At 43.2% G+C, this 15056-nt stretch carries 14 protein-coding genes; 10 read left to right on the top strand and 4 right to left on the bottom strand.

Going from position 1 to position 15056, the window contains the following annotated elements; translation table 11 throughout:
- The 4 genes from FKV70_RS09600 to FKV70_RS09585 all read left to right on the top strand — a co-directional run bounded on the left by FKV70_RS09600 (position 1) and on the right by FKV70_RS09585 (position 4777).
- Positions 1 to 696 carry an L-ribulose-5-phosphate 4-epimerase gene (locus tag FKV70_RS09600; RefSeq protein WP_142612697.1) on the top strand — a complete coding sequence of 232 codons (696 nt, stop codon included), beginning with the start codon at positions 1 to 3 and terminating at the stop codon, positions 694 to 696.
- Positions 697 to 738: 42 nt separating this feature from the next.
- Complete coding sequence (gene araA, locus FKV70_RS09595; RefSeq protein WP_142612696.1) at positions 739 to 2163, top strand: L-arabinose isomerase; 1425 nt, start codon at positions 739 to 741, stop codon at positions 2161 to 2163.
- Positions 2164 to 2258: 95 nt separating this feature from the next.
- Positions 2259 to 3122 carry a P-loop NTPase family protein gene (locus FKV70_RS09590; RefSeq protein WP_142612695.1) on the top strand — a complete coding sequence of 288 codons (864 nt, stop codon included), beginning with the start codon at positions 2259 to 2261 and terminating at the stop codon, positions 3120 to 3122.
- 77 nt (positions 3123 to 3199) lie between these two features.
- Positions 3200 to 4777: a sigma-70 family RNA polymerase sigma factor gene (locus FKV70_RS09585; protein ID WP_142612694.1), complete on the top strand. Its 1578-nt coding sequence runs from the start codon at positions 3200 to 3202 to the stop codon at positions 4775 to 4777.
- A gap of 31 nt (positions 4778 to 4808) precedes the next feature.
- On the opposite strand, the gene FKV70_RS09580 is transcribed toward FKV70_RS09585, so the two are convergent.
- Positions 4809 to 5165 carry a hypothetical protein gene (locus FKV70_RS09580; protein ID WP_142612693.1) on the bottom strand — a complete coding sequence of 119 codons (357 nt, stop codon included), beginning with the start codon at positions 5163 to 5165 and terminating at the stop codon, positions 4809 to 4811.
- 665 nt (positions 5166 to 5830) lie between these two features.
- On the opposite strand from FKV70_RS09580, the gene FKV70_RS09575 reads away from it, so the two are divergent.
- The 5 genes from FKV70_RS09575 (at position 5831) to FKV70_RS09555 (ending at position 10446) form a co-directional block, all read left to right on the top strand.
- Positions 5831 to 7330 carry a malate:quinone oxidoreductase gene (locus FKV70_RS09575; RefSeq protein ID WP_142612692.1) on the top strand — a complete coding sequence of 500 codons (1500 nt, stop codon included), beginning with the start codon at positions 5831 to 5833 and terminating at the stop codon, positions 7328 to 7330.
- A gap of 369 nt (positions 7331 to 7699) precedes the next feature.
- Entirely contained in the window at positions 7700 to 8278 is a 579-nt protein-coding gene (locus FKV70_RS09570; RefSeq protein WP_142612691.1) for a TetR/AcrR family transcriptional regulator, read from the top strand.
- Between the two features lie 80 nt (positions 8279 to 8358).
- Positions 8359 to 8919 carry an NAD(P)H-dependent oxidoreductase gene (locus tag FKV70_RS09565; protein WP_142612690.1) on the top strand — a complete coding sequence of 187 codons (561 nt, stop codon included), beginning with the start codon at positions 8359 to 8361 and terminating at the stop codon, positions 8917 to 8919.
- A gap of 21 nt (positions 8920 to 8940) precedes the next feature.
- Positions 8941 to 9651, top strand: a complete 711-nt coding sequence (locus FKV70_RS09560; protein WP_142612689.1) for an SDR family oxidoreductase — start codon at positions 8941 to 8943, stop codon at positions 9649 to 9651.
- Positions 9652 to 9870: 219 nt separating this feature from the next.
- The gene (locus FKV70_RS09555; RefSeq protein WP_142612688.1) at positions 9871 to 10446 is read left to right on the top strand and encodes a histidine phosphatase family protein; all 576 of its coding nucleotides are present in this window, start codon (positions 9871 to 9873) and stop codon (positions 10444 to 10446) included.
- A gap of 94 nt (positions 10447 to 10540) precedes the next feature.
- Here FKV70_RS09555 and FKV70_RS09550 read toward each other — a convergent pair whose 3' ends face one another.
- Together FKV70_RS09550 and FKV70_RS09545 are read right to left on the bottom strand one after the other, a co-directional pair.
- A complete protein-coding gene (locus tag FKV70_RS09550; protein WP_142612687.1) occupies positions 10541 to 11605 on the bottom strand; it encodes a DUF4367 domain-containing protein in 1065 nt (354 codons plus the stop codon).
- Complete coding sequence (locus FKV70_RS09545; protein WP_142612686.1) at positions 11566 to 12156, bottom strand: RNA polymerase sigma factor; 591 nt, start codon at positions 12154 to 12156, stop codon at positions 11566 to 11568. Before FKV70_RS09545 ends, FKV70_RS09550 begins: the two co-directional genes overlap by 40 nt.
- A gap of 268 nt (positions 12157 to 12424) precedes the next feature.
- Between FKV70_RS09545 and FKV70_RS09540 the strand changes: the two genes are divergently transcribed.
- Positions 12425 to 13504 (top strand): elongation factor G, encoded by a 1080-nt coding sequence (locus FKV70_RS09540; RefSeq protein ID WP_167669720.1) that lies wholly within the window; start codon positions 12425 to 12427, stop codon positions 13502 to 13504.
- A gap of 63 nt (positions 13505 to 13567) precedes the next feature.
- On the opposite strand, the gene FKV70_RS09535 is transcribed toward FKV70_RS09540, so the two are convergent.
- Positions 13568 to 15013 carry a DEAD/DEAH box helicase gene (locus FKV70_RS09535; RefSeq protein WP_142612685.1) on the bottom strand — a complete coding sequence of 482 codons (1446 nt, stop codon included), beginning with the start codon at positions 15011 to 15013 and terminating at the stop codon, positions 13568 to 13570.
- Between the last annotated feature and the right edge of the window lie 43 nt (positions 15014 to 15056).

Genomic DNA, 15056 nt, shown 5'->3' with positions numbered 1-15056 from the left:
GTGTTAGAGCAGCTGAAAGAAGAAGTATTTCAAGCCAATCTGGATTTGCCTAAACATGGACTCGTGAAATACACCTGGGGTAACGTCAGCGCGGTTGATCGTGAACGCAGCTTATTCGTTATTAAACCGAGCGGGGTTAGCTATGACACGATGAAACCTAGCGATATGGTAGTTGTTGATTTTGATGGCAATGTTGTTGAAGGAGAGATGAGACCTTCATCGGATACACCGACTCATGCCGTGCTTTACAAGCACTACGCAGAGATCGGCGGTATCGTGCACACGCATTCGACTTGGGCAACCGTCTGGGCTCAAGCAGGCCTGGATGTACCTGTAATGGGAACTACTCATGCAGACACCTTCTATGGCTCTGTTCCCTGCGCTCGTTTCCTGACACAAGAGGAGATTAATCGTGGTTACGAAGCCGAAACGGGCCGTGTCATCATCGAAACCTTTGAGCAGCGCGGACTGGATATTTTAGCAGTGCCGGGTGTCCTGCTTAAGGGTCATGCTCCTTTCACCTGGGGCAAGGATGCGAAATCCGCAGTTATGAATAGCGTTGTGTTGGAAGAAGTTTCAAAAATGAATTTATTCGCACGGGAATTAAATCATTTTGCCGAAGAATTGCCGCAGCGCATTCTGGATAAACACTATTTACGCAAACATGGGAAAGACGCTTACTACGGCCAAAAATAAGACCAACTAAACTAATTAAATGAAGAAAAGAGGATGAATGTTATGTCAACAGTAGGTACAAAACAGTTCTGGTTTGTCGTAGGTTCACAACATCTGTATGGAGAAGAAGCATTAGCAGAAGTCAAAGCACACGCACAAGAAATGACCGATGCCCTAAATAAGAGCGGCGTTCTGCCTTATCCGCTCGTATTGCAGGATCTGGCAGTTAGTGCAGACAAAATTACCAGCCTTATGAAAGAAGTCAACTATCGCGACGAGGTTGCTGGTGTCATCACGTGGATGCATACCTTCTCACCTGCAAAAATGTGGATTCGTGGTACTAAATTGCTGCAAAAGCCGCTGCTTCATTTGGCTACACAGTACAATGAAAGCATTCCTTGGGCTACGATTGATATGGACTTCATGAACCTCAATCAGGCAGCTCATGGTGACCGTGAATATGGATTTATCAATGCTCGTCTGAAGAAACAGAATAAAGTGGTTGTAGGTTACTGGGAACGCGCAGAAGTGCAAAAGCAAATCGCAGAGTGGATGGATGTAGCGGTTGCTTATAACGAAAGCTTCAATATCAAAGTTGCCCGTTTCGGCGACAACATGCGTAACGTTGGTGTTACGGAAGGCGATAAGGTTGAAGCCCAAATCCAATTTGGATGGACTGTTGACTACTTTGGAATTGGCGACCTTGTTCAGTACGTCAATGCTGTGAAGGAAGAAGAAATTGATGCTTTGTTCGCGGAATACGCCAAACTCTATGAATTTGATTATGGTACTTACAGCAAGGAAGCTTGGGAATCCAGCGTAAAAGTGCAAGCAAGCTATGAAATTGCTATTAAGCGATTCCTGGATCATGGTGGATACACTGCCTTCACTACGAACTTTGAAGACCTTTATGGTATGAAACAGCTTCCTGGTCTTGCCGTTCAACGTTTGATGGCACAAGGGTATGGCTTCGCGGGTGAAGGAGACTGGAAGACTGCAGCGCTCGATCGTCTGCTTAAAGTCATGAGCCATAACCAATCCACTGGCTTTATGGAAGACTACACCTATGAATTAACAGCGGGTCAGGAATCGATCCTTCAATCCCATATGCTTGAAGTTGACCCAACGTTGGCAAGCAACAAGCCTAAAATCATTGTTTCTCCGTTAGGTATCGGCGATCGTGAAGATCCAGCCCGTCTGGTGTTTGACGGTAAGGCAGGGGACGGCGTAGTTGTTTCCATGGCTGACTTTGGCACCCATTATAAGCTGCTGATCAATGAGGTTACTGCATTTGAACCTACAGTTCCTGCTCCCAAACTTCCGGTGGCCCGTGTACTATGGAACGTGAAGCCCAACTTCCAAGACGGAGTTAAGGCATGGATTGAGAACGGCGGCGGTCACCATACCGTGGTTTCCTTGAATCTAACCACAGACCAAATTGTTACCTATGCAAAACTGGTTAACCTGGAATACGTAATTATTAAATAATTATAGTTCATCGATAAAAGCATTGGGTCAGTCCTCAAGACCCAATGCTTTTTATTGTTTATCAAAGGATTTTTAATTCATAAGGATGTGATACTATGGCAAATTTACCGTCTACGAAACCGAAATTGGTTATCGTTGAAGGGATACCTGGCTCTGGCAAATCCACATTATCTAGATACATACATGACATGTTAAACACACATCAAATAGAATCGGAATTATTTTTAGAAGGGAACTTACAACACCCTGCTGATTATGAATCGGTTGCATGTGTGCCGAACGAAGAACTTGATAGACTCCGGTCTAGCTATTCCGATGTGTTTCATTACATTAACCCGTTTGTATATTTGAACGGGAATGACTCATTAATCGCATATGCACTTGCGCAGCAATCAGCTCAAAATGCAATTCCCTTTAGTCTGTATGAGAAAATCCGGCGTTATGAAATTTACGACGGAATACCTGTACAAAAATATTGCGAGTTGATGGTTCAACGCTGGAGTTCTTTTGCTAAAGATCAGCGAAAAAAAGAAAACCTAATTATACTTGAATGCTGTTTTTTACAGAATCCGGGGTGCGCGTTACTCGCTCGACACGATGCAGGAAATGATCGATTTGTTCAGCATGTATTACAGATAGCGGAGCAAATTCAGGACCTAAATCCAATTTTGTTTTATTTGAAGCAACCTAACATCCGTGAGACGATTGAGCGAGTCAAAACGATGAGGTCTCAAGAATGGCTGGATTTTGTGATTTGGTACCATACGGAACAGGATTATGGAAAGAATAAGGGGCTGCACGGGTACGAAGGATATATTCAGTTCCTTGAGCATCGGCGAGAGCTAGAATTGCGTATTATTGAACAACTTCCTTTTCAATCTTTTATACTGGATAACTCCGATTATGATTGGGAGAATCAACAACGGACTGTTTCGAGCATCATGATGAAGTATCTATAATTCTGGGAAACGAGGTAACCATTTGTAGCCATACCGGCACTTATATATAGAATTTGCATACAGAGGAGGTGCAAGAGGTGCAGCATTGGATTGAAGAAGCTCAGCTAGGCGATCAAAATGCATGGGAGCAGATCGTGCAGCATTTCAGTGGGATGGCTTTTTCAGTAGCATATACGAGGCTAGGGGACTGGAGTCTGGTAGAGGATACGGTTCAGGAGGCGTTCGCTGAGGCTTTTTCCAACCTCCATAAATTACAGGAAGCAGAGGCGTTCCCTGGATGGTTCAAGACCATTGTTGAACGTCAATGTCATCGTCTTCTGCGCCGCAAGAAGCCCATGATGATGCCGTTGGACGAAACTATAGTCATGGATGTAGAGAAGTTTGATGTGGAGCTTATCGCTGAAAGAAGAGAATGGCACCAAAAGCTTCATCAATCCGTCGAGGGTTTATCTGACAAGTTAAAACTGGCGGTTCAGCTGTACTATTTTCAAGGGTATTCAATCGGTGAAATATCAGGCTATTTAAGTCTATCTCCATCCGTGCTGAAAAAACGGTTGTTCGATGCTCGCAATAAGCTGAGAGCTTCACTACTTGTCACCGACTTTGTGTCCATGTTCAACGATATCTATGAAGGAGGAGATTCGGTGCTACATGTAGTCAACGGAGACCATGTTGGTGACAAGCTGAAGAAAGGAAACGTTGGCGGAGATATCTTGGTCTGGAGAGAAGTGTATCCAGTAGGTCCAGTTTTCCTTGAAATGAGCGAGCCCTTATCTAGAGCGGCTAGAGTGGAATATTTGGAGAGGGTTCTCGGAATCTCAGAGGAAGACTACGTGTCCAATTGCAAGGCCCAGGAGCAGATTTTGCATAACTTTCATAAATATGATGAAGTCGTGCTATGGTTCGAGCACGATTTGTTCGACCAGCTGATGCTAAGCTACTTGTTGCACTGGTTTTCAACGCAGACCCTAGGCGAAACCAAACTGAGCCTGCTGTGTATCGGCAACTATCCAGGCATTGAGCCGTTTAGGGGCTTGGGACAGCTTACAACGAAGCAATTAGAAAAATTGTCAGGCACGTGGCAGCAGATCGGTCAACAGGAGCTTGAGACGGGCAAAAAAATCTGGGAAGCCTACGCCTCTCCGGATATAGTGCGGCATATTGACATTTTGCACGAAGACACATCTGCCCTGCCTTTTGCTCATGCGGCACTTGAACTGCACCTATCTCGTCTACCTTCTACCATGAATGGGCTGGGCATCGTAGAACAGACAACCTTAGAACTCGTTCAGCAAGGAGTAAATACTCCGCAAGGGCTGTTTAAGCAGATTGGGAACCAGCTAAGTGGTCTAGGCATGGGGGATTTGGAATTTTGGTATCGTTTAAGGAATATGTCCCAACAACCATATGCACTGTTAGAGATTCAAGGGCCCCACTCATTTCCTGATCGTCAAAAGAAAACAACTCCATCCTTTGACCAATGCGTTGTGGCAATAACGGAAGTAGGGAGAAATATAGCGGCAGGGGCACAGGACTGGGCGAAGATGAAGGGAATAGACGAGTGGTATGGCGGCTTGTGGCTGCAAGGTGATCTGGCATGGCGCTGGGATTCAGAGAGAAAGCAGTTGGTGTATACGGAACCTTATTATAAATGACAGCAGGTTCTGGATGTAGACTGGGCTTAGTTCATATCAAAAGCCCTGTCGCATCCTGATACCCCATACGAACCAACAAGCTATTACCATTTAGCTCATGTACTTTCTTCACGGTCACATCTAACTCCATACCAAGTATATACTGCAACACTTCAGCAACATACTTAGGTTGGTTAAGATTAATAAAATATTGTTTACCCTCTTTCATCACTCGTAATCCCTCATTCAAAGGGCTACCAGTGACAATTGTATCTTTAGTAGTAAACTGAACTATAAATTTTATATCTTTATTTTCAGAAATAATAGTCAACTTGGATCTACAGTAAATATCTCTGACCGTTCTATAATTCCATAAATACGTATTTCCACGAACTACTATTCTCCTCATAGCACTTTAGTCCCCATTTCTGCAAGGATGACAGAATCATCGCGGATTCTGCCTCTTAAATTAATTCGCTCCCTCATATTTAAAGGCATAAAACATAGCGGATAGCCCAGCGTTCCACCAAGGCATGGATTTGGTGGTTAATCCTCCAAGCGAGCGTTCGATGGCTTGTCAATCCTTGGGCGGAAGTGCTCCTTATTATTTTCGGGCTGGGGGCAGCAGGGGTCCAAGGATATTCCTTTCTTCACCCGTTAATTCGTATCTTCGTCTCTTATTTTACTTGATTTCTACGTATTGTACAGTTGGCGTACAGGCCCTAGATGAATCACATGTTTATTCTTGAAATCCTACATAACCATTTCAATTTATTCATATACATAAACTGTTGATTTGATTATTGGGAAGCTGTAATCCACAGGTGTAACAAAATCAGCTATGTTTCTTATAAAAAACGGAGTTCAATTCTTATTTCCACAAAGAAAAATCTCTCTTTTTAGCAGAAATGATTTATAATTATCAGATAAAAGTAGATATAATTTTTAAATGATTATATTTAAGTTATAATGGAGATAGAAAAGGTATGTTCCTGAGTGGAGCCTTGCTTCTTGAATCAGTTAAGCAGGAGGGCCTGCTCTTTTTTGCAAATATAAGAGATAAGGAAGGTTTTTATGAATAGTATTCAGAAAAATACAGACGTTATCTTAATTGGTGCCGGGGTCATGAGCGCGACTCTGGGATCATTGCTGAAAGAGTTAGCACCGGAATGGGAAATTAAAGTGTTTGAGAAACTGGCAAGTGCAGGAGAAGAAAGCTCTAACGAATGGAATAATGCAGGCACGGGTCATGCTGCACTATGCGAGCTGAACTATACTTCCGAAAAAGCGGACGGATCTGTAGATATTCGTAAAGCGGTTAATATCAACGAACAGTTTCAGCTCTCAAGACAGTTTTGGTCTTTTCTTGTCAACAGTAATTTGATTCGTAATCCACAGGACTTTATCAGGCCAATACCCCATATGAGTTTGGTAATGGGTGAAAAAAACGTATCTTTTTTAAAAAAACGCTTTAAAGCGCTTTCAGGTGTTTCTCTTTTTCAAGGCATGGAATTCTCCGATGACCCTGAAAAGCTGAAGGAATGGATTCCGCTAATTATGGAAGGCCGTACATTGAATGAACCGATCGCGGCCACTAAAATTGACTCTGGAACAGATGTTAACTTTGGTGCTTTAACACGCATATTGTTTGACCATTTAAAAAGTAAAAATGTAGAGATTAGATACAAGCATAGTGTAAAGGATATTAAACGTGCGAGCGATGGCTCGTGGAAAGTCAAAGTGCATAATCTGGATAACGGTAAAATTGAATATCATCATGCCAAATTTGTCTTTATTGGTGGTGGGGGTGGAAGTCTGCCTTTACTGCAAAAAACAGGCATTCCTGAGTCCAAATATATCGGAGGCTTCCCGGTAAGTGGGCTATTTATGGTATGTAACAATCCTAAATTGGTTGCCCAGCATCATGCGAAAGTATACGGTAAAGCTAAGGTTGGGGCTCCTCCCATGTCTGTTCCGCATCTGGATACAAGATATATCGGTAACCAAAAAGCATTGCTGTTTGGACCTTTTGCCGGCTTTTCGCCAAAGTTCTTGAAAACGGGTTCAAACCTGGACCTGATTGGTTCCGTAAAGCCCAATAACCTCATCACGATGTTGGCGGCAGGGGCCAAAGAAATGGCATTGACCAAATACCTGATCCAGCAAGTGATGCTATCGAATGAAAAACGGTTGGAAGAATTACGTGAGTTTATTCCAAACGCTAAAATCGAGGACTGGGAGATCGTGGTGGCCGGCCAACGTGTGCAAGTGATCAAAGATACGGAGGGCGGTAAAGGAACCCTTCAATTTGGTACGGAAGTGGTGAGTTCGGCTGACGGCTCGGTAGCTGCATTGCTCGGTGCTTCTCCGGGTGCTTCCACTGCTGTGCACGTTATGCTGGAAGTATTAGAAAAATGCTTCCCACAGCATATGGAAGAGTGGGAACCGAAAATAAAAGAGATGATCCCTTCTTATGGGTTGTCACTAGCTGAAAACCCAGAGCTTTACCAAGAAATTTATAATACCACTACAGAGGTGCTGGGTCTGGGCGAAAAAGAACCGCTGCATCATTAATTTTACATGGCTAGTAACTCGATCATTCAAATTATTGTAATAAATTGCACAGTAATCTTACGATACGTATTCAAGTCGCATAAGTAACAATCTGAAGCGGTGGGGATCTCCCCACCGCTAATATGCTTGCCTTCGAGTGCAAATCCTATGTAATGCTTCGGTGTTTATTAGTGTGTGCGATGGTGATTATAGTAACTATGGACGGGCAATAAAGAGAGAAAAATAATTCTTTACCGATCGTTCCCGATATGTTAGGATAAAGCCAGACAGAGAAGAAAAACATATGTGGTGACCAATATAGAACGATCGTTTCCAAAAGGTCGATCCATTTAATCCAGACATATTCCAAATGGTCAGGGGGTAGATAGAATGGCCAGGAGCAAAGAATTTGAAGAAAACGCTGTTCTGGAAAAGGCCATGAAGCTGTTCTGGGAGCAGGGGTATGAGAAAACCTCGATGAATGATCTTGTTGAACATATGGGGATTCATCGAAGAAGTATCTATGATACCTTTACCGACAAGCACACCTTGTTCCTCAAAGTGATGGACCGATTCGGAGAGCGCATTAACGGTAGGTGGGCAGCAGGCATCAAGCAATCTCGGACGGCTAAGCAGGCACTTCAGTTCATTTTTGACTCCATCATTAACGGTGAAGAGGACGTACCGCCTGGCTGCATGTTCGTGAATTCGGCTGTTGAATTAGCGATTCGGGATGAGGACATTGACGAGATAGCGACGAAGGCCTTTGCAAAATCGGAGAAAATGCTTGCAGAAATCGTAACGTGGGGACAGCAAAACGGCGAATTTACACAGCAGTACGAAGTGAAGGAGTTGGCTGAGTATCTGCAAAATGCCTTAGCGGGGCTTAGGGTTATGGTGCGGACTTCCGTTCCAAAAGAAAAGCTGCAACGGATTGCTGAGTTAAATCTACGCATTTTAGAGACATAGACGATAACCGAAAACAAATTTTTTTCATAATTTTAGAACGATCGTTCTCATAAACTTTGAAATAACAAAGGAGAGTTAGTATGAAAACATTAATCATCGTTGCCCACCCGGATTTGCAAAGTTCCCGAGTTAATCGGGCCTGGACGGAAACCATGAGGCAGCAGCCTGAAACGACCGTACATGTGCTGTATGAAGCCTATCCTGATCATCAGATTAATATTACCCATGAACAGGCTCTGCTGGACAGCCATGATCGAATCATTTTCCAGTACCCGCTCTATTGGTATAGTACGCCGTCTTTGTTGAAGCAGTGGTTCGATGAAGTGTTGGCATTTGGCTGGGCGTTTGGTCCCGACGGGGAGCATTTGAAAGGTAAGGAAATCGGCATCGCCATCTCGACAGCAGGAACCGCCGCCTCGTATCAGCCCGGCGGCTACAACCTGTTCACGATTCGGGATATCGCGAAGCCGATGGAGGCGCTGGCTAACTATGTGAGTGCCCACTATCTGCCGCCTTTTGCTATCCATAATGCGAACCATGTGACGGATGAGCAGATTACCGCGAGCCAGGCTGCATATGTTCAGCATCTGGCGACCGTGCGTCATATCCAAACATCTGATTTGATCACAATCAATAAATAAAAATCGAGGAGAAAATGAATTATGACAAATAAAATCGCATTAATTACCGGAGCAAGCAAAGGAATCGGACTGGAGGTTGCTAGACAACTGGGGCAGCAAGGGATAACGGTATTGGTCGCTGCACGCACGAAAACAGCAGCAGATGAAGCAGCCGCCGGACTGTTGCAAGAAGGCATTCAGGCAGTCGGTGTAAAGCTTGAGGTGACGAATTCGGCACATATTGCGGAATTGGCCCAATTCATCGAAGATACTTACGGAAGGCTGGACATATTGGTTAACAATGCGGGCATTTTGGCAGAAAAAGCGGGTTATGACGGGGATGCTTTCAGAGATACTTTTGAGGTGAACACGTTCGCACCCTATTTGATTACAGAAGCATTGTTGCCGTTACTGTTAAAGAGCAAAGCAGGCAGAATCGTCAACCAAAGCAGCGCTATAGGCTCGATTCAGTTTCAGTTGACCAATGAACGGGTGCAGCGGCTTGCTACCCCGGCTTATGCGGCATCTAAAGCAGCTTTAAATATGCTGACAGCCTACTGGGCGCAAAAAAACAGTGGGACGCATTTGAAGGTCAACTCCGTACACCCTGGCTTAGTCAAAACGCAGATGGGCGGGGAAAAGGCGGAGCTGTCGGTGGAGGATGGAGCAAAAACGGCGGTCCGGCTGGCAACCCTGCCTGAGGAGGGTCCAACAGGCGGATTCTACTATATGGATGATCAGCTTCCGTGGTAATGACTATTCATCCGACTTGAAGTGATGGTGCAGAATGCCACTAAAAAGTTACTGTTACGGTCAGTGCGGTGAAAATTATAAAGTAATGAGTTATAGGGGGCGGTTAGCTCAATTGCGAATCAGGCTGGGTTGGCCATGCAGAATGATTTGCTCTAAAATTGTATCCAGTGAGCGGTTTAAGGAGCTGCAAACAATACTCTATTCTTTAAGGAGGCAATTTTGGAAACTTTCATTTATATGGTGAGACATGGCGAGTCACCAAAGACGGAAGGAAATGAAAGAACAAGAGGTTTAACGGATAAAGGTAAATCAGATGCTTATCGAATAACTGAATTATTGAAGGGAGAAGGGATCGAGGTTTTCGTTTCGAGTCCATATCAACGAGCAATTCTGACCATTCAAGAGCTGGCTCGGCGTTCAGGACAAGAAGTTTTGGTATTCGAGGATCTTAAAGAAAGGATCTTTTTGAATGAAGACCACCGAATGCCCGATGCGGAATTATTTCCTTTGTTAGATAAGTCTTTTTCTAATCCAGACTTTGCTTTAGATGGGGGAGAGTCTAATACGGCTTGTCAGAACCGAAGCATAGCAGTTCTAAAAGAATTGTTAAAAACCTATCAAGGACGGAAAGTTGCATTAGGCACTCATGGAGCTGTTATGACTTTGATGATGGGGTATTATGACAAGCAGTATGATTTGAATTTTCTACTACACACATCCAAACCAGATATATACAGAATGAAGTTCAACGGTCAAGAATTAATAGAAGTTAAAAGATTGTGGTATACCCAGTGATGCTACGGGAGAAATAGGTACGAAAACGATTGTTCAAAGAGAGACCGTCCTTAGTACAGGATAGCCTCTCTTCAAAACCTTTCTATGACATCTATTACGATGAAGCATTAAGCAAATCTTCAGCTATTCTAACTAAATCTTCCCTAGTCAGCGGGCTGTCCTGGTTATCGGATATGTTGTAGTGTACATGTCTTTTTTCATCAAGCCATCCCAGTCGGTTTTTTCCTGCTTCCAAGGGCTTGCTTGCTTCGTTTGCCCTGATGTAATAGACCTTGGTTCCTTTGATTGTCAATTGCTCAGCCGAATCCTGTTCATTTTGCATGATGGTCGTCTTCGTGACTTCAGGAGTGTATTTGCTGACGGTAATGTTAACATAGTCGTTGCCTCTCGCATAGCGGGCAAAGGAGGAGTCTGCCTTGTCCCAGTTCAGCTTTTGAATAAACAGATTTTCACCCTTCGGTGCAGCTTTGGCCTGTTGCATCAGTTTATCGGTTAAAGCTCGATATTCCTTTTTATCCATCATCCCAGGATATGCCGCGACTGGATATATGTATCCGAAATTGAACTTGTAGCCATCTGGTAGACGAGTGGGGGTGCTGAATAATGGAGCCTCAGTCCGCTTGATTTCAGCTTGTAAGCTGTTGAAGCTTGAAAGCTCAGCTGGTTTGTACGCAAACAGGACCGGATTAGATAGGTTGTTTTGATTCATAGAATCGTCCTTGACGTAATAAGCGGCATACTCTCCTGGTTGCAAACGGTTCTTCACCTTTTCGTTCCACCGTGCGTAGGTGGAGGTATACGTTTTGGAGGCGTCCGTTTCGGCAGGTGTTTTGGCGGTATTTAATACAACGTCGCCCTTACTGTTGCGGAATTCAAGATATTGTGAAGCTGCGTAACCGGTCACAGAGGCCCCTACTACAAAAAGCAAAATCATGATAGGGACGGTGATGCGAGGCTGGAAATGGATTTTTCCTATATTCCCCTTTTTGGGCGTCGCCTTTTGGTAGACCTGTTCCATTACTTTGTCAGAGACGTCAAAAGCCTGGATTTTTAAGGCATTCTCTGGCTCGGTTAGCTTGTCCATGTTTTTGAATCCCCTGTCTTGCAGATCGGTGTATTTCAGGCTTTGTTTTTGAGTTCTGTTTTGTAACTCACGCATTTGTGATCCTCCTTTAGGGGCTCCATTATTTTTTTGAGCTTTGTTTTTGTTCTGCCGTATTTTTTCTTGATAGCTTCCTCGCTTTTGTTAATGATTTCCCCGATTTCTCCAAACGTTCTCTCTTCAAAAATGCGCAGCACCAGTAGGTTACGCTCCTCCGCGCTCAGTTGGTCCAACGCCCGGCTCAGCGGTTCACTGAAAAGCTGACGTTCCATAACCTGCGCAGCACTGTCTGAAGTCATGTTAGTTGAGGTGAACAGGGTAAGTTTAAATTTGCGCTGTAGATTCTTCTTGCGAATCAGGTTCATGCAGTGATGATAGGCCAGTTTATACAGCCAGGAGGAAAAGCCTACTGTCAGCTTGTACCTGCTGATTTTCTCAAAGGCATTGACGAAAATATCCTGCACAGCCTCTTCGGCCTCTTGCTCATTTCCTAATAGCCTCCAGCAGTACACAAAAATCTGACGCTGATACTCCTTTACAATGTAGGCGTAATCCTGGATCTCGCCAGCTTGAACTCGTTTGATTCTGTATTCGATTTCTTCATTCAAAGATGTAGGCACCCCCTCTGATCAAAAAGAAAACTATATCTGTATAACAAATGAAGATGACTGAAAGGGACACCTTGTCTAAAAATTTTTTAATTGTTCTATCAACTCTTTAAGAGAATACGATAAAGCAGAACAATTATCACCCACGTGGTTAGTTTTATAGAGTTAAAGGTATATTGTGGAAGTGAGGGGATGGTAAAATGAAATTAAGATATTCCAGTAATAGTAGGCCCATTTCATAAATAAATAGGAGAGGACACAGTTTCTAATGAATGAAAATGCTAAGAAATATAATTTTGATAATCTGATGCTTCATCTTAAGAATCGAATAAATCTGCTGCCTAACTTGGAATCGAAACACATGGGATTAACGTTGCCGTTTCCTCAAGAAAAAGCGCTACTAAATATGATTATTGAAAGTATTAAAAGATTAATAGAACATGATGAGGACGTTTGTATTGCTGTTCATTTTAATCAGTCTGATGATGGAGCTATTCAATATAATAAAATAATTTTTATAGGGAATGATTACTTACATTTCAAGAGAATCATTGATTTTATGAAAAGACAAGACATTAAACTGGATATCAAAGACACCTGTATACTCTATAGAGAATGTACTGCTGATTTGAATATAAATTTAAAAGGCAATCATTCCAGAATAACAAGTTTAAATGACTTATTTGCAGGAGTTGAAATTCATATTGATCATTTAGAGGCTGGAATGGGATATCAATATGAAAGTAAACAAGTGAAAGAAGATATTATTCATTATTGCTGTCATAAAGACGATGAGGAAGGTAAGGAGCTTGGGTACCAATTATTTGTAAAATCGTTGGATTACTTCTCCAAGAAACTATTAGCTGAAGGATTTGTGTTAGGGTATCCTGCTGTAGATTCAAAAATTAAAATAATGAAGGCCTCTTGTTCAATGTGCTTTTATCGAGATTATTATTACATTAGTGGAGCACATATATCGCTCAGAACCGCTATGCGAGAAGCAGATTGGCAAATATACGAACCATTAATGCAGGCCCATATGACCTGTAACAAGCTATATTTCGAAGGGAACTCCTTTTTTAGTGGGGTAGAAAATCTATATATACTCAAAGACGAAGATGATTGTAAGCTGTCTTTTAAATCTAGACTTTCCACAATCATAGGTGTTCTAGAAGAGATGTATGATCACAAACAGGATGTTTTGGGCTTCCATATGAACTTGGACAGCTATGTGCCAGTTGAAGATGTTACTCAGTTAAAAGAGAAATTCAAAATGATTAATAATATCGATAAATGGAAAGATGAATTAGAGGAGCAAGAGATGAACTCGGCCATCCCGCCTGTATAGCTTACGAAAACCATCGGCCGTACTGAACGGGATTGCCTCACTCTTTTTTATACAGCGTACCTTCTACTTATGCCCTTTTCGTACCTTTAACAGCTTGCCCTTTACGGTTGTATTCTTCATAATCTCAAGCACCAGTGGGCCCTTGCCATTCAGAATCTCAACATCTGTCACATTATCCAGAATCGTAATGATCCCGATATCATCTGCCGTTACCCCGTCAAGCTTAGCGATGGTACCCACAAAGTCGACAGCTCTAAGTTTCTTTTTCTTACCGCCGTTAAAATTGAGCTTCATAATCTGTTGGTTTAATTGCTCGCGTTTGTCGTTTTTGAGTACAGTTTTCACATGTAGTTTCCGCTCAAAATCTTTTCTGCGTAGATCAACAGCCTCTTCTGAGGGGGCCTTTACTTGCGGAATTGCAAATCCGATATATGCTTCGATATCAGCTAATCGTTTACTATCTTTAGGAGTGATTAGAGTAATGGCTTTCCCTGTTTTGCCAGCACGTCCTGTGCGCCCTGTACGATGAACATAGCTTTCCTTTTCAAGGGGAATATCGTAGTTGATGACATGGGTGATATTCGTGATATCAATACCTCTAGCAGCTACATCAGTTGCGATTAAGTAACGGAATTGTCCCCTTCTGAATGCGTTCATTACCTCAAATCGCTCATCCTGCTCCATGCCGCCATGAATGCGATCACATGGATATTCGAGGCCAGCCAATGCTCTGAATAGTGTATCTACATGCTCCTGCGTACGGCAGAAAATGATGCAGCTGTCAGGGTTCTCAACAACGAGCAGATCCTGTAGCAGAGCCAGCTTGTCCGCCTCCCGCACCTGGATAAGAGAGTGATCAATCGTGGCTGTGGTTACACCTGTGGCCTTAATCTCAATTTTCACAGGATCGTTCATATATTTACGTGACAGTTTGGCTACATCCTCGGGAAAAGTAGCGGAAAACAACATCGTAACCCGGTCACTAGGCAGCGCCTGAATAATCGACTGAACCTGCTCGATAAAGCCCATATTCAGCATCTCGTCAGCTTCATCAATCACGAGATAGGCAATTCGATTTAAGGAGAGTGTGCCTCGTTCAATATGATCTAGTACACGTCCGGGCGTACCTACAGCCACATGTGTCCTTTGTTTTAGCTCGGCCTTTTGTATATGAAAGGGATGTTTCCCATAAAGAGGCGTTGCTTTTATCCGCTTAAAGCGTCCAATATTCGTGATGTCCTCAGTAACCTGTAATGCGAGTTCACGGGTTGGTGTGAGGATTAAAGCTTGGGGTTTATTCTCATTCCAATCTACTAGCTCACAAAGTGGAATACCATATGCTGCTGTTTTGCCGCTGCCTGTTTGCGATTTAGCCACGAGATCCTTCTTCTCAAGGACAACGGGAATAACCTCCGTTTGAATTTCTGTTGGCGTCTCATAGCCCAGGCTATTCAGAGCCCTCACAATTTCTTCACTTAATGGGTAATCTGCAAAATGCTTCTGACTCATTCTCGACCTCTTCTGCACTGTATTTAAGTACCATTACATATAT

This window comes from Paenibacillus ottowii, from assembly GCF_006874425.1.
GTDB lineage: Bacteria > Bacillota > Bacilli > Paenibacillales > Paenibacillaceae > Paenibacillus > Paenibacillus ottowii.
Note: the sequence above shows the minus strand (reverse complement) of the source record. Positions and strands in the feature narration are given on the sequence as shown.

What these genes read in the sequence shown, in the direction of transcription:
- araA (WP_142612696.1), top strand. Translation starts at nt 739, where the DNA reads ATGTCAACAGTAGGTACAAAACAGTTCTGGTTTGTCGTAGGTTCACAA.
- FKV70_RS09590 (WP_142612695.1), top strand. Translation starts at nt 2,259, where the DNA reads ATGGCAAATTTACCGTCTACGAAACCGAAATTGGTTATCGTTGAAGGG.
- FKV70_RS09580 (WP_142612693.1), bottom strand. Translation starts at nt 5,165, where the DNA reads ATGAGGAGAATAGTAGTTCGTGGAAATACGTATTTATGGAATTATAGA.
- FKV70_RS09575 (WP_142612692.1), top strand. Translation starts at nt 5,831, where the DNA reads ATGAATAGTATTCAGAAAAATACAGACGTTATCTTAATTGGTGCCGGG.
- FKV70_RS09570 (WP_142612691.1), top strand. Translation starts at nt 7,700, where the DNA reads ATGGCCAGGAGCAAAGAATTTGAAGAAAACGCTGTTCTGGAAAAGGCC.
- FKV70_RS09565 (WP_142612690.1), top strand. Translation starts at nt 8,359, where the DNA reads ATGAAAACATTAATCATCGTTGCCCACCCGGATTTGCAAAGTTCCCGA.
- FKV70_RS09560 (WP_142612689.1), top strand. Translation starts at nt 8,941, where the DNA reads ATGACAAATAAAATCGCATTAATTACCGGAGCAAGCAAAGGAATCGGA.
- FKV70_RS09550 (WP_142612687.1), bottom strand. Translation starts at nt 11,605, where the DNA reads ATGCGTGAGTTACAAAACAGAACTCAAAAACAAAGCCTGAAATACACC.
- FKV70_RS09540 (WP_167669720.1), top strand. Translation starts at nt 12,425, where the DNA reads ATGAATGAAAATGCTAAGAAATATAATTTTGATAATCTGATGCTTCAT.
- FKV70_RS09535 (WP_142612685.1), bottom strand. Translation starts at nt 15,013, where the DNA reads ATGAGTCAGAAGCATTTTGCAGATTACCCATTAAGTGAAGAAATTGTG.